Consider the following 13,373-nt stretch of genomic DNA (forward strand, 5'->3'; position numbering starts at 1 on the left):
GTATAGATTTGCGTGTGCAAAAGTAAAACTTTATTTCTAATTAACAAAGCGTTTTCTAACTTAATTTAAAGTCTTTTAAGTAACCCTAATCTCATTTTCAACACCCTTCGTATTCTACTCCTCTGCTCCCGTTTTACCGGACTGCAAAGATACAAATCTTTTTAACTTTCACAACTCTTTCTAAGAAAAAGTTTAAGTTATTTTTTTTTGATTCGTTTTTGTTTTGTAGATCTTGTCTTACTGTCTTCTGCGCTACCGAATCACTCTCGTTTTTCAGTGGGGCAAAAGTACTCCAACTTTACCTACCAATCCAAACTTTATTATTATAAAGTGGAGATAATTAAGTTTTTGTGGAAAAGTATACAGTATATATAATTGATATTATTTACTTTATATAACATATGGTAGTTATCCACATTCTTCGATTGTGGTTTTGAATATGTTATAAGACGGCTTTGTATTGCCTAAAATGTTTTTGGAATGGGTTCCTATTATATATAAGGTATCTCAAAACCTCATAGGTTTTTGAAACCTATGAGGTTTGAGTTGGGGATTGCGATTGGATGTGAGGTTTCAAGGAAGGACTGTTTTTGTCTCCCACAGATGACACAGATTTACACAGATGTTTGTGGGTGCATGGATATTGCAAAGATTGAGACAGGTATTAGTAGATGGATGAAATGTTGAAATATAATTTTTCTAAGTGCTAAAAAAAACCTAACAGGTTTTTGAAACCTGTTAGGTTGAGAGCAAACTCAGTAGAGTGAAGAATCTCTACGCTTTTTTGAATTTCGATGTTGAGATCCTTACAGGATGGTAAACTTTGTGGTGATGCGGACTGTTGAAAAGTACGACATATACCCTAGCCCAGATAGAAGCGACATCCTTTTTTGTTGCGGCCGGAGCGAAGCGGAGGCCGTAACAAAAAAGATACAGCGGAGAGCTGGATGAAGCTCCTGAAAAAATAAACTGGAGAAAAGGAAGGTTTGAGAGCTGGAGAGAATGAGAGTTATTTTTCAATATTTATCAAACCCTATTTTGTGTTAAATAATAGTAAAGAAATATAAAGTTTCCAAATACCAGACTATGAGGTAGGATTTTTGCAGCGACTTTACACTTAGAAAATAATAAAGATCGAATCATTTATGAATAAGCCAATCTTTTTATTACTAATCTAAACACACGCTTATGAAAAAATATTTTGCAATATTCATTACAACCTACACTATTCTATTATTATATATGATGTTTTATGGATCAGGAAGAGAAGCTTCAGAAATTGGCTATATACAGATAAAACCGTTCCATACCATTCATTTGTTCTTTTCTGGAAATCATATTTCGTCAAAAGATTTTATCATCAATATAATTGGAAATATTTTTCTATTCAGCCCATTTGGATGGCTAGGATTAACCCTGAAAAAATTCAATCACATTCTTCCAATAACATTATTTTTCATTGTTGCTATTACAGCTATTGAAATCACTCAATATTATTCAGGTCGTGGTGTTGCAGATATTGATGATGTACTTTTAAATACATTGGGAATGGCTATTGGTTTTGTTCTATTTAAATATGTAAAATGGATTAATCTTGGCAATATAAAATTACATTTAGATCTTGTAGAAGAAAAGTATAAATTACAAAAAGCTTCTTAAGTTCCTTCTATCTATAGATTATAATGAAGATTTGTTCATTAAGATCTTCCAACAATAAATACAATAAAAAAAGCCACTCTTTCGAGTGGCTTCATTATTTAGAAATGAAATAAGGATTATTTACCTTCTTCCATTTTTCTTTTCAATTCTGCTAATGCATCGATATCACCAAGAGTTGATCTTTCTTCGTTGTTTGAAGAAGACGATGTATTGTTAGATCTGTTGTTGCTAGAGTTATCTCTTACGTTTTTCTTCTCTTCGTCTCTGAAGATACCTGTGTGAGAAACTACTACTCTTTTGAATTCTTTGTTGAATTCGATTACTTTGAATTGAGCATCTTCACCTTTTTTGATTTTAGATCCATCTTCTTTCTCTAATAATCTTGAAGGACAGAATGCTTCAACTTCAGCATCTTCGAATTGTACAGAAGCTCCTTTATCGTGAACGTCTACCGCTTTACCAGCGTGGATAGTTCCCTCAGCATACTTCGTTTCGAATTTATCCCATGGGTTCTCAGTCAATTGCTTGTGACCTAGAGATAATCTTCTAGCTTGGATGTCTAATTCTAGAACTACAACATCTAATTTATCACCAACTGCACAGAACTCAGATGGGTGCTTGATTTTCTTAGTCCAAGAAAGATCAGAGATGTAGATTAAACCGTCGATACCTTCTTCTAACTCAACGAATACTCCGAAGTTAGTGAAGTTTCTTACAGTTCCTACATGCTTAGATGCAACTGGGTACTTAGTTTCAATGTTTTCCCATGGATCTTTAGACAATTGCTTGATACCAAGAGAGATTTTTCTGTCTTCTCTATCTAAAGTTAATACTTCAGCTTCAACTTCATCACCTACTTTCACGAAATCACCTGCAGATCTTAAGTGAGTAGACCAAGACATTTCAGAAACGTGGATTAATCCTTCTACACCTGGAGCAATTTCTACGAATGCACCATAGTCAGCAAGAACTACTACTTTTCCTTTTACTTTATCTCCAACTTTCATGTCAGCAGAAAGAGCATCCCAAGGATGAGCTTCTAATTGCTTCATACCTAATTGGATTCTTGTTTTCTCGTCATCAAAATCAAGGATAACAACTTTTACAGTTTGTCCGTCTTCTAAGATTTCAGATGGGTGGTTCACTCTAGACCAAGAAAGGTCTGTAATGTGGATCAATCCATCAACACCTCCTAAGTCAATGAATACACCGTAAGAAGTAATATTCTTAACAGTACCTTCAAGAACCTGACCTTTTTCAAGTTGAGCGATGATTTCTTTTTTCTGACCTTCGATATCTGCTTCGATCAATGCTTTGTGAGATACAACTACGTTTTTGAACTCAGGGTTGATTTTCACAACTTTGAACTCCATAGTTTTACCTACGAACTGATCGTAATCTTTAATTGGCTTAACATCAATTTGAGAACCTGGTAAGAATGCTTCGATTCCGTGAACGTCAACGATCATACCTCCTTTAGTTCTAGACTTAACAAAACCGTTAACGATTTCTCCAGTTTCGTGAAGTTCGTTTACTCTATCCCAAGCTTTAAGCGTTCTAGCTTTTCTGTGAGATAACTGTAACTGTCCTGTTTTGTCTTCTCTTCTGTCTACCATTACTTCAACATCATCACCTACTTTTAGGCCTGGGTTGTAACGGAATTCGTTAAGAGAAATAACACCTTCTGATTTGAAGTCGATGTCAACGATAGCTTCTTTATCAGTTAATCTTACAACTTTACCAGTGATAACGTCGTTATCATTTAAACTGCTAAGAGATCCGTTGTAGATTTCCTCTAAATCGCTTTTTTCTTTTCTTGCGTCTGCATCAAGACCTGATTCGAAAGAATCCCAATCAAATTGTTCTGGTGCTACGTTTTGGTTTAAAATAACCTCTGCTGAATTTGTCTCTTTTGACATTTTCTAATAAAATTTGTATTCCTTCTTTTTTAATGGTTTGAATAAATGTGGATTTAAAAAATACGGAAGTAATTAATTTATAATAATTTACCTTTTCAAACCTTACCCACAAAAAGTGGTGCAAAGATACGAAATATTTTAACATTAACAATAGATATCTTTTGTCTAAATAATTAACAATCAATAAAATTATTATATCCTTATTTTATTTAGTGACTACTCCAACTCTTTCTAAATAAACATTTTATTTAAAAAATGATTTTAACTACCGGACTTAATTTTAATCAAATCAGGCATAAACAACATACCATGCAAAAACATTTTTTGTTATTATTAACGTGTATTTTACTTTATTCTAGTAATATGGTAAAAGCCTGTACTATTTTTTCCTGCTCAAGAGAAGGACAGACATTTGTTGCAGCCAATGAAGATGACACCACTCCTTTCACAAGAATATGGTACAACCCAAGTACTAAAGACCGGTACGGATCTGTCTGTTTTGGCGCGCCCGACATGCAGGTAGCCGCCGCTATGAATGAACACGGATTATTTTTTGATTATGCTGCAGCCAACTATAATCTCAGTAAACTAAATCTGACGAATCCTTATAAATCAGATATCATGTGGGAAATATTAGGAAAATGTAAAACCGTAAAAGAAGCGATGGTTATATTAAAAAAGTATGACTATATTTCTCAATCCCAAGTATTATTAGCTGATAAAGAAGGAAACTCTATACTCATTAATCCAAAAGGAATTATTGAAAAAAGCGGAGACTTTCAAGTGAATTCAAACTGCAATATGATCAATGGAAAGTTATCATGCCGAAGACCTGAAATCGCCAACGAAATGCTTTCTGCATCAAAAACCAATACTGTAGATTTTCTAAAAAGTATTTTAGATAAAACACATCAGGAAGGAGAATTAAATACTTTATATTCTACCATCTGCGATCTAAAAAAAGGAATTATCTATGTCTATCTGTTTCATGATTACAACACCGTTTACAAAATTGATCTAAAATCTGAATTAAAAAAAGGATATAGAATAGAGAATCTTTCAGATCATTTTCCAGCTTCCTTTGCTTATGAAAGTTTTTCAAAGAATCATGTTCTATATCTTAAAGAATCAATTTTCCAAGAGATGAAAGAAAAAGGTATAGATACAACTATTGACCATTATATTTCAGAAAGTGAAAAACTATCGCCTAAGAATGAGAAATTAAATTCAGCTTTACTGGAAGTTGCATTACAGCTTATTAAATATTCTTGGAATGAACATAACAATGGCAGGATGTGGGATTATTGGTTCAGCCAACCTGACGGATATAATATAAAGCAATACAAAGATCCTGCATTAGCATCTACTGAAAGGCTTTTACAATATTTATCCAGTAAAGAAACTAAAGATCTTAAGCTTCAAAATTTCATATATGAAATTTCCGGATTTATTAATTTAGTTCAAGGAAATACAAAAGTAGGAAAAGAATTCTATCAAAAAGCCATCTGCACCCCAAATGAAACTTATGCAGTTACCCTACAAAGAGGAAATAAAATGATAAACAGACTAAATAAATAGATTGCTTTATTTAATCATTCCTTTATTTTAACTTTGCAAAATGGAATTAGAATCAATATATCAAAAACTGCAGATTCAGGATATGAATCAGATGCAGAAATCTACATACAAGACTACTGAAAACAATACTGATGTTGTTTTACTTTCCCCAACGGGTTCAGGAAAAACACTTGCCTTTTTATTTCCCGTTCTTCGAAATCTGAAAAAAGATGTTTCTGGAATCCAGGCTTTGATTTTGGTTCCGGCAAGAGAATTGGCATTGCAAATTGAGCAGGTCTTCAAATCTATGGGAACAGATTTTAAAGTTTCGGTATGTTATGGAGGTCATGATAAAAAAATTGAAGTCAATAATTTAATTGAAGCTCCGGCTGTTTTAATCGGAACCCCAGGAAGAGTTACTTATCATTTAAGGAATAACAACTTTGATCCTAAAACCATCAAGACTTTGGTGTTGGATGAATTTGATAAAGCATTGGAACTAGGTTTTCATGAAGATATGGAATTCATTTCAAATTCTTTGAGAGGTCTTTCCCAAAGAATTTTAACTTCTGCAACAGCAATGGATGAAATTCCAGAGTTTACAGGATTGAAAAATGAGAAGATCATTGATTTCTTAAAATTAGGTGATGCAAAACCAGATATTCAATTGCGAAAAGTAATGACGATTTCTGAGGAAAAATTAGATACTTTATTTAATTTGATCTGTAAAATAGGAAATAAAAGAACCTTGATTTTCTGTAATCACCGTGAAGCTGTAGACCGTATTTCTGATCTTTTGGCTGATAAAGGAATAGACAGAGAAACTTTCCACGGCGGAATGGAACAGGATGAAAGAGAACGTGCGTTGCTGAAATTCAGAAACGATTCTGCAAGGATTTTAATTACAACCGACTTAGCTTCAAGAGGTTTAGACGTTCCGGAAGTTGAATCAATTGTTCATTATCAATTACCATATAAAGAAGATGCTTTCATTCACAGAAACGGTCGTACCGCGAGAATGAACGCTAAAGGTTTTGCTTATTTGATAATGACTGCGGAAGAAAATTTTCCATTTATTAAAAATGATACACCCGAAGAAAGTGTTGTTGGATTTAATACGTTTCCAGAAAAAACACCGTTCCAAACAATTTACATCAGTGCCGGAAAAAAAGACAAAGTTAATAAAGTGGATATCGTTGGATACCTTATTAAAAAAGGACAACTTAGAAAAGAAGATATTGGCTTAATTGAAGTAAAAGACACGACTTCTTATGTTGCCGTTTCAAGAAATAAAGTCAAAACATTATTGGATACATTGATTGCTGAAAAATTGAAGGGTAAAAAAATTAAAATAGAAGTAGCTTATTAAGCTGATTCATTAATACACAAAAAATTGTCATTGCGAACTGAAGGTGAAGCAAATTCTTAATTTCAAGTTGAGATTGCTTCGTCGTTCTGCTTCTCGCAATGACAATTTTTTTTCAATAATATTATCTCGTTCCTCTAACTCTTGTTGGCAAAGTATATACCGATTTTGAAGCCGTAATAAACAAGATCTCATTATTCTTTCCTCCGAAAGTAACATTGGAAGTCCACTCTTCATCAATCGGGATCTGATAGATCTTTTTTCCCTCACGATTAAAAATAGTCACTCCTTTTCCTGTTAAATAAAGATTTCCGTGTTTGTCAAGCGTCATTCCGTCTGAACCCATTTCACAAAACAACCTTTTCTCAGACAATTTTCCTTCGCCCAAAATATCATAGACGTATGTTTTCCCAGCATCAATATCCGAAACATATAGTTTTTTATACCTTTCGCTTCCTGCAATTCCGTTGGGTTGTGTGAATGTTTCAAGTTTAGTAATCTTTCCTTCTTTATTTCTGTAATACAAACTTTTGTGTGGGATTTCCTGTTTGAAATTTACCCAATAATCTCTTTTATACAAAGGATCAGTGAAGTACATTCCTCCAAATTCGTCGTTCCAAACATCGTTAGGCCCGTTCAGTCTTTTTCCTTCAAAACCTTTTGACAAAATTTGTACTTTTTTATCTTTTGATATCTTCCAAATTTCCCCATTGTCATCTGAACAAGTGATTAAATTATCATCTTTATCGAAATCTGTTCCGTTGGCTCTGCCAGATTTATCTAAGAAAACAATTACCTGGTTGGTCTTCCAGTCCCAATAATAAATCTTATCATTGGGTTGGTCTGTAAAATATACATTCCCCTCTTTATCCGAAGATGGACCTTCCGTAAAACTAAATTTATCGGAAACCTTTTCGGGTTTTATGCCTTCATAGAACATTTTACTATAATTTACTGATTTACAATTCACTAATGCGAAAACCAAACCAATCAAACTTATTTTAAAGATATTTTTCATTCTCCATTTTTAATGGGTTACAATTTACGATATCAACGATAAGATTCAAAGTTTATTTTATCATTTTGAGACATAATAAACATAAATAAAAAATGTCCTAATTGTACTATTTTGTAAGTGGATGGTATTAGTAATTAATTGGTTTAATTCAGAGCTTTGCAGTAGTCTAATCAAAAGATATTTCCTTTATTACACAATACGTAAAATGAGAAATAAATCAAGTTTGACAGGACGTTTCAAATTAAAACAATCTAAGCGATGAGCACACAATCCGGCGATATTAAAACTTCAGACATTGAAAATGAAGCTTTTAGAAATTCGGTAGGCACAATGGATGAAACCGGAAGCCGAAAATGGGTTTTCCCAAGAAAGCCAAAAGGAAAATATACCAATTACAGAAATTATGTGAGCTACTTCCTATTAGCTTTATTCTTTGGATTACCTTTTGTAAAAATCAATAATAATCCTTTTTTATTAATCAATGTTATAGACAGGCGATTTTTCATTTTTGGACAGCCATTTTACCTTCAGGACTTTTTTATTCTTGCATTAGGAGCGGTTACTTCGGTCATATTCGTCATGCTTTTTACCGTAGTTTTCGGAAGAATATTCTGCGGCTGGCTTTGTCCGCAAACTATTTTTATGGAAAGTGTTTTCAGAAAAATTGATTATTGGATTGAGGGCGACAGAAATAAACAGATGAAACTCGACAGACAGGAATGGGATGCTGAAAAAATAAGAAAGAGAGTAACAAAATGGTCAATCTTTATCTTGATTTCAATAATTATTTCACATTTCATGTTTATGTATATTGTGGGCTATGAAGAAGTTTTCAAAATAATGAAAGAAGGTCCTGTAGATCATTCGTTAAAATTCATAGGAATGATAGGCTTTGCCATGACCTTTTATTTTGTTTTTGCCTGGCTTCGGGAACAGGTTTGTACTTTGGTTTGCCCATATGGAAGACTTCAGGGAGTACTTATTGACAAACAAACCGTAAATGTTTATTACGATTTTAAAAGAGGTGAAAACCGATCAAAATGGAGAAACGGGGAAGACAGAAAAGCTGAAGGCAAGGGAGATTGCATCGATTGCCAACAATGTGTAGTTGTATGCCCTACAGGAATTGACATTAGAAACGGACAACAATTAGAATGTATTAACTGTACGGCTTGTATCGATGCTTGTGATGAGATCATGGAGAAAGTTGGACTTCCAAAGGGATTAGTTCGCTATGCGACTGAAGCTGAGATTGAAAATCAGGAGAAGTTCAAGTTTACCTCAAGAATGAAGGTTACCACTGCATTTCTTATTTTACTGATCGGTTTTCTTGGATATTTGATGTACGACCGAGGTTCTATGGAAGCTAAATTCATTAAACCTGCAGGATCTACATTCTTTATTAAAAACGGAAAAATAACGAATACTTTTATTTATACTCTACTCAACAAAACAAATGAGAAGAAAACATTAACCATAAAAGTAATGAATCCTAAAAATGCTGAAATAACATTCTTTGGTTCCGATAAAATCATCTTAAAAGGGGATGAAATTTTAAAAGGAAATATTAACATTACTTTTCCTGAGCAAGACATTAAATTTTCAAAACAAAATATGACCATTGGTGTATTTGATGAAAGCGGAAAAATGCTCGACTCATTTGATACTAATTTTGAAGGTCCTTTTAAATTATCGTTGTAGTTTGAGTGTTTGAGTGTTTGAGTGTTTGAGTGTTTGAGTGTTTGAGTGTTTGAGTGTTTGAGTGTTTGAGTGTAAAATTATTTCTTTTAACTGCAAAAAGAGAATTTTTTTGACACTTTAGTTATTAAAAGTTTAATCTAATAACTGCTGATATGTTTTTTAACGCAAAGCTTTAACTTCATTATGTATATTTTCAGGGAGCAAAGGATAGAATCAACTTCGTTGATTCGTCGAAGCGAATGGATAAATATACAGCTTCATCAGCGACGAAGTCGCATCACTTTGCCCACTTAAAATAAAGCAAAATTTTCATAAACTTTGCGTTAATCTTTTTTAATCAAAAAATAATTTCAAACATGACCTATTGAATCTTGCCAACAAAAAAAATATGATAATCAAATACATGATAATTCCTGAGTAAAATTTATCACAGGCTCTTAGCTATGGTTGAAAAAAAACGATCCAGAAAAAAACTTAAGCCTTATATTTCTTAATAAATTGCGTGGGAGTCATTCCGGAGCCTTTACGGAAGACTCTCACAAAATAAGAATATTCTTCATATCCCAAACGAAAAGCTATTTCTACCAAACTCTCATCAAGGTACATCAGCATTCTTTTTGCTTCCAGAATGACCCTATCAGTAATCACTTCTGTTGCTGTCTTTTGAACAACAGTCTGTATAATTCTATTTAAATGCTTTGGAGAGATTTCCATTACAGAGGCATAATATGCAATAGATTTTTGAGTCGTAAAATATTGTTCAACCCAATTTTCAAAATCCTGGTAATGTTTAAAATAAGAAATGCTTGTTAGTGAACTTATAGCATCCAAATCTTTAGAAAACTGTCTTGTGGTATTGATATAAATCTGAGTCATAAGAGAAAGAATAAGATCATCTTTCATGATGTTTTGAGAATGATGCTCCTCCTCTATTTGCTGAAACAGATTGATTATTTTTAACAATTCTTCCGATTCAAACTGAAACTTTCTGGGAAATGCGGGCGAACTGAAAAAGGGAAAGCTTCGTAATTTCCGGTTGACATAATGCATATCGTAATATTCCTGCGAACAGAAGAAAATATAACCATCTGTATCTTCCGAAAGTTCCCAGCTGTGAACTTGCCCCGGCGATAAAAAAAAAATACTGCCTTCAGAAACTTCATACTTCTGAAAATCTATTTCATGAACTCCTTTTCCTTTCGTAAAAATGACGGTAACGTAAAAATCATGACGGTGTGGTTTCTCAATATGTTTATGGCTGGAAACCAAATGATCTTTCATTGTATTAAAATAAAAATCTGACGCATTTTTCCCAGACTGAAAAAGATCGATATGTAAGACTGAGATAGAATTCATCCTATTTTATTTAACTTCAAAAATAAAGAAAAAATTCAAAGGTCTTGTGTGACTTTATACATGATTTATCCTACAAAAATCAACATTTTATGTACTCTATTTGTAACAAGCTTTAAAAAATATTTATCTTTGAGTTTTAGGATTTGTAAAATGAAGATAAATTTATCAGACAAACTGTATTATTCTATAGGAGAAGTGGCAAAAGCTTTTGATGTAAACACTTCATTAATACGCTATTGGGAACAGGAATTCCCTATTATCAAACCTAAAAAAAATAAAAAAGGGAACCGATACTTCACTCCTGAGGATATTAAAAACCTACAAATCATCTACCATTTGGTAAAAGAAAAGGGCTACACGCTAGATGGAGCCAGAATTGCCTTAACAACCAATTCTAAAATATCTGAAACTGTTACCATTATTGACCGATTAGAGTTTGTAAAAGCTGAATTACTGAAGCTTAAAGAGTCTTTGGCAGATAATCCGGAATAGCTCCCTTTAAAACTTCCATGAAAATCAGTTTTAAAGTTTAAATTCTTAAGCGTAATAAACAAATTACATCACAAACAAAGTTGTTTTTAACTCACTCATTGACTGATACTTAGTTTTATCATTAATTTTACTAGATGATGAGAAAAAACTACTATCAAAAAGTGGCATTCTTGGGAATGTTTCTAATTATTCTATTGGCTTTTCAAAAATACACAAGCAAGGAAAAAGAGGATTTTTCCGAAGTGAAATTTATTTCTGAAAATACCATTTCTTTAAACCTATCAGAGTTTGAACCGAATGACCTTGATGAAAAGCAATGGCAAAATCTAGGTTTTACCGAAAAACAAATTGCCACTATTTTAAATTATAAAAAGATTGTTGGAGGAAAGTTTACATCAAAAGAGCAGTTGAAAAAATGCTACGCTTTTTCCCCTGAGAAATTTGTAGAATTAGAATCCTACATCATGCTTCCAGAAACCAATAAAGATGCTAAATCTAATCATTTTAAAAGTTTTGAGAAAAAGAGCATTACTATTTCAGGGAAATTCAATCCGGATCATTATTCTACAAATGATTGGGCAAAGATGGGCTTCAGTGAAAGACAGGCTGAAGCTATTGTAAAATATAAAAGTTATTTGGGAGGAAGTTTTATCAGTAAAGAAAAGTTTAAAGAATGTTTTATCATTAATGAAGAAAACTATCAAAAATTAGAGCCTTATTTAATCTTGCCTTCAAAAACTCCCGAAGATTACAAGAGCTATACTAAAAATTATAATGTAGAAAAATCTAAAATCAAGTACCATTCTTTTGACCCTAATATGTTGACTATTGATGGATGGAAAGCTTTCGGATTTTCAGAAAAACAAGCAAACACTATCGTTAATTATCGTGATCGAAATTTAAAGGGAAGCTTTAAAAACTTAGAAGACCTTCAAAAATGTTTTGTGATTTCAGCAGAAAAGTTTGAAGAATTAAAACCTTATATTAAATTTGATCCATCAAATTTTGCCAAAACTGAAGGAAAGAAAGTTGAGATTAAACAACAGGAAACAGACTTTTCAAAAATAGATCTGAATTCAATTACTTTCAAAAAGCTTTTAGAGTTTGGCTTGGATGAAAAAGCTGCGGGATCTATCATAGGATTTAGAAAAAAACTAGGAGGTTTCATGAATAAAGAACAGATTCTGTCCACTTATAATATCGATAAAGAATTGGTTGGCAAGTTAATTTCTACATGTCCTATAAATACATCAAACGTTCCAAGGTACACTTTAGTTGATGCTCCGGAAGGATGGTTAAAGGATCATCCCTATTTTAAATATTCTGCAGATAAAATCATTTTTTATCGCATCAGTAATCCTGATGATAAAAAAATATGGAAATTTCTGAAACTTAAACCAGAATATGAAGCGAGAATGAAACTGTATTTGAAATAATTTCGTCTAATGAACCATTTTTAATTCTTAGATGTTTTGACTTTGCTCTGCATGACATTGCTACCATATACTGTAAAAAAACATTATATTATTCACAATGTCATGCTGAGTATATCTTTTTATTTAACTGTTAGCTTATTGCTAATTAATTGTTTTGCTAGAATCTTCAAGAAGTAAATTCAATGTAGAAAGTTCTTCTTCCGTTAAATCTCTCCATTTTCCAACGGGAAGATCCAATTTAATATTCATGATACGGATTCTTTTAAGCTTCTTTACTTCATAACCTAGGTATTCACACATTCTACGGATTTGTCTGTTTAATCCTTGGGTAAGAACGATTCTGAAAGTCATATCATCGATTTTTTCAACCTCACATTTTTTTGTGACTGTATCCAAAATTGGAACTCCATTTCGCATTTTGTCTAAGAACTTTGGATTGGTCGGTTTATCTACTCGTACCAAATATTCTTTTTCGTGATTATTCCTTGCTCTTAGAATTTTATTTACAATATCTCCATCATTCGTTAAGAGAATAAGTCCTTCACTCGGTTTATCTAATCTTCCAATCGGAAATATTCTTTTAGGATGGTTGATAAACTCTATAATATTATCTAATTCACGTTTTGTGTCTGTTGTACAAACAATGCCTACCGGTTTATTGAAAGCAATATAAATAGGCTTATCCTCAGATTCTCTTATTGCTTTTCCATCAACTTCTACAACGTCTTCATCAGAAACTTTTGTTCCTAATTCAGGAACTTTTCCGTTGATTTTTATTCTGCCTTCTTCTAACAATTTATCTGCCGCTCTTCTTGAGCAATATCCAACTTCCGATAAATATTTATTAATTCGTGTTTTCTCCTGCATAA

General features: G+C 32.6%; 10 protein-coding genes. 6 read left to right on the plus strand and 4 right to left on the minus strand.

The window, feature by feature from the left end; genetic code table 11:
- Positions 1-1,188: 1,188 nt before the first annotated feature.
- A complete protein-coding gene (locus tag BUB80_RS19670; RefSeq protein ID WP_073296729.1) occupies positions 1,189-1,659 on the plus strand; it encodes a VanZ family protein in 471 nt (156 codons plus the stop codon).
- A gap of 116 nt (positions 1,660-1,775) precedes the next feature.
- Here BUB80_RS19670 and rpsA read toward each other — a convergent pair whose 3' ends face one another.
- Positions 1,776-3,578 carry a 30S ribosomal protein S1 gene (gene rpsA, locus BUB80_RS19675; RefSeq protein WP_054510055.1) on the minus strand — a complete coding sequence of 601 codons (1,803 nt, stop codon included), beginning with the start codon at positions 3,576-3,578 and terminating at the stop codon, positions 1,776-1,778.
- A gap of 309 nt (positions 3,579-3,887) precedes the next feature.
- Here rpsA and BUB80_RS19680 point away from each other — a divergent pair, with 309 nt between their 5' ends.
- Together BUB80_RS19680 and BUB80_RS19685 are read left to right on the plus strand one after the other, a co-directional pair.
- Positions 3,888-5,156: a carcinine hydrolase/isopenicillin-N N-acyltransferase family protein gene (locus BUB80_RS19680; RefSeq protein ID WP_139262807.1), complete on the plus strand. Its 1,269-nt coding sequence runs from the start codon at positions 3,888-3,890 to the stop codon at positions 5,154-5,156.
- A gap of 40 nt (positions 5,157-5,196) precedes the next feature.
- The gene (locus BUB80_RS19685; RefSeq protein WP_073296733.1) at positions 5,197-6,504 is read left to right on the plus strand and encodes a DEAD/DEAH box helicase; all 1,308 of its coding nucleotides are present in this window, start codon (positions 5,197-5,199) and stop codon (positions 6,502-6,504) included.
- 121 nt (positions 6,505-6,625) lie between these two features.
- On the opposite strand, the gene BUB80_RS19690 is transcribed toward BUB80_RS19685, so the two are convergent.
- Positions 6,626-7,519, minus strand: a complete 894-nt coding sequence (locus BUB80_RS19690; protein WP_073296735.1) for an SMP-30/gluconolactonase/LRE family protein — start codon at positions 7,517-7,519, stop codon at positions 6,626-6,628.
- A gap of 258 nt (positions 7,520-7,777) precedes the next feature.
- Here BUB80_RS19690 and ccoG point away from each other — a divergent pair, with 258 nt between their 5' ends.
- Positions 7,778-9,220 (plus strand): cytochrome c oxidase accessory protein CcoG, encoded by a 1,443-nt coding sequence (gene ccoG, locus BUB80_RS19695; protein ID WP_073296737.1) that lies wholly within the window; start codon positions 7,778-7,780, stop codon positions 9,218-9,220.
- 474 nt (positions 9,221-9,694) lie between these two features.
- Here ccoG and BUB80_RS19700 read toward each other — a convergent pair whose 3' ends face one another.
- Positions 9,695-10,576 carry a helix-turn-helix domain-containing protein gene (locus BUB80_RS19700; RefSeq protein WP_073296739.1) on the minus strand — a complete coding sequence of 294 codons (882 nt, stop codon included), beginning with the start codon at positions 10,574-10,576 and terminating at the stop codon, positions 9,695-9,697.
- Between the two features lie 150 nt (positions 10,577-10,726).
- On the opposite strand from BUB80_RS19700, the gene BUB80_RS19705 reads away from it, so the two are divergent.
- A complete protein-coding gene (locus tag BUB80_RS19705; RefSeq protein WP_066750800.1) occupies positions 10,727-11,068 on the plus strand; it encodes a MerR family transcriptional regulator in 342 nt (113 codons plus the stop codon).
- Positions 11,069-11,202: 134 nt separating this feature from the next.
- A complete protein-coding gene (locus BUB80_RS19710) occupies positions 11,203-12,504 on the plus strand; it encodes a helix-hairpin-helix domain-containing protein (RefSeq protein ID WP_139262810.1) in 1,302 nt (433 codons plus the stop codon).
- A 141-nt stretch (positions 12,505-12,645) separates the two neighbouring features.
- On the opposite strand, the gene rluF is transcribed toward BUB80_RS19710, so the two are convergent.
- Entirely contained in the window at positions 12,646-13,371 is a 726-nt protein-coding gene (gene rluF, locus BUB80_RS19715) for a 23S rRNA pseudouridine(2604) synthase RluF (RefSeq protein ID WP_073296741.1), read from the minus strand.
- Positions 13,372-13,373 lie beyond the last annotated feature (2 nt).

The sequence above is a fragment of the Chryseobacterium polytrichastri genome, assembly GCF_900142445.1.
Lineage (GTDB): Bacteria > Bacteroidota > Bacteroidia > Flavobacteriales > Weeksellaceae > Chryseobacterium > Chryseobacterium polytrichastri.

Coding starts and splice junctions, on each gene's coding strand:
- BUB80_RS19670 (WP_073296729.1), top strand. CDS start 1,189: ATGAAAAAATATTTTGCAATATTCATTACAACCTACACTATTCTATTA.
- rpsA (WP_054510055.1), bottom strand. CDS start 3,578: ATGTCAAAAGAGACAAATTCAGCAGAGGTTATTTTAAACCAAAACGTA.
- BUB80_RS19680 (WP_139262807.1), top strand. CDS start 3,888: ATGCAAAAACATTTTTTGTTATTATTAACGTGTATTTTACTTTATTCT.
- BUB80_RS19685 (WP_073296733.1), top strand. CDS start 5,197: ATGGAATTAGAATCAATATATCAAAAACTGCAGATTCAGGATATGAAT.
- BUB80_RS19690 (WP_073296735.1), bottom strand. CDS start 7,519: ATGAAAAATATCTTTAAAATAAGTTTGATTGGTTTGGTTTTCGCATTA.
- ccoG (WP_073296737.1), top strand. CDS start 7,778: ATGAGCACACAATCCGGCGATATTAAAACTTCAGACATTGAAAATGAA.
- BUB80_RS19700 (WP_073296739.1), bottom strand. CDS start 10,576: ATGAATTCTATCTCAGTCTTACATATCGATCTTTTTCAGTCTGGGAAA.
- BUB80_RS19705 (WP_066750800.1), top strand. CDS start 10,727: ATGAAGATAAATTTATCAGACAAACTGTATTATTCTATAGGAGAAGTG.
- BUB80_RS19710 (WP_139262810.1), top strand. CDS start 11,203: ATGATGAGAAAAAACTACTATCAAAAAGTGGCATTCTTGGGAATGTTT.
- rluF (WP_073296741.1), bottom strand. CDS start 13,371: ATGCAGGAGAAAACACGAATTAATAAATATTTATCGGAAGTTGGATAT.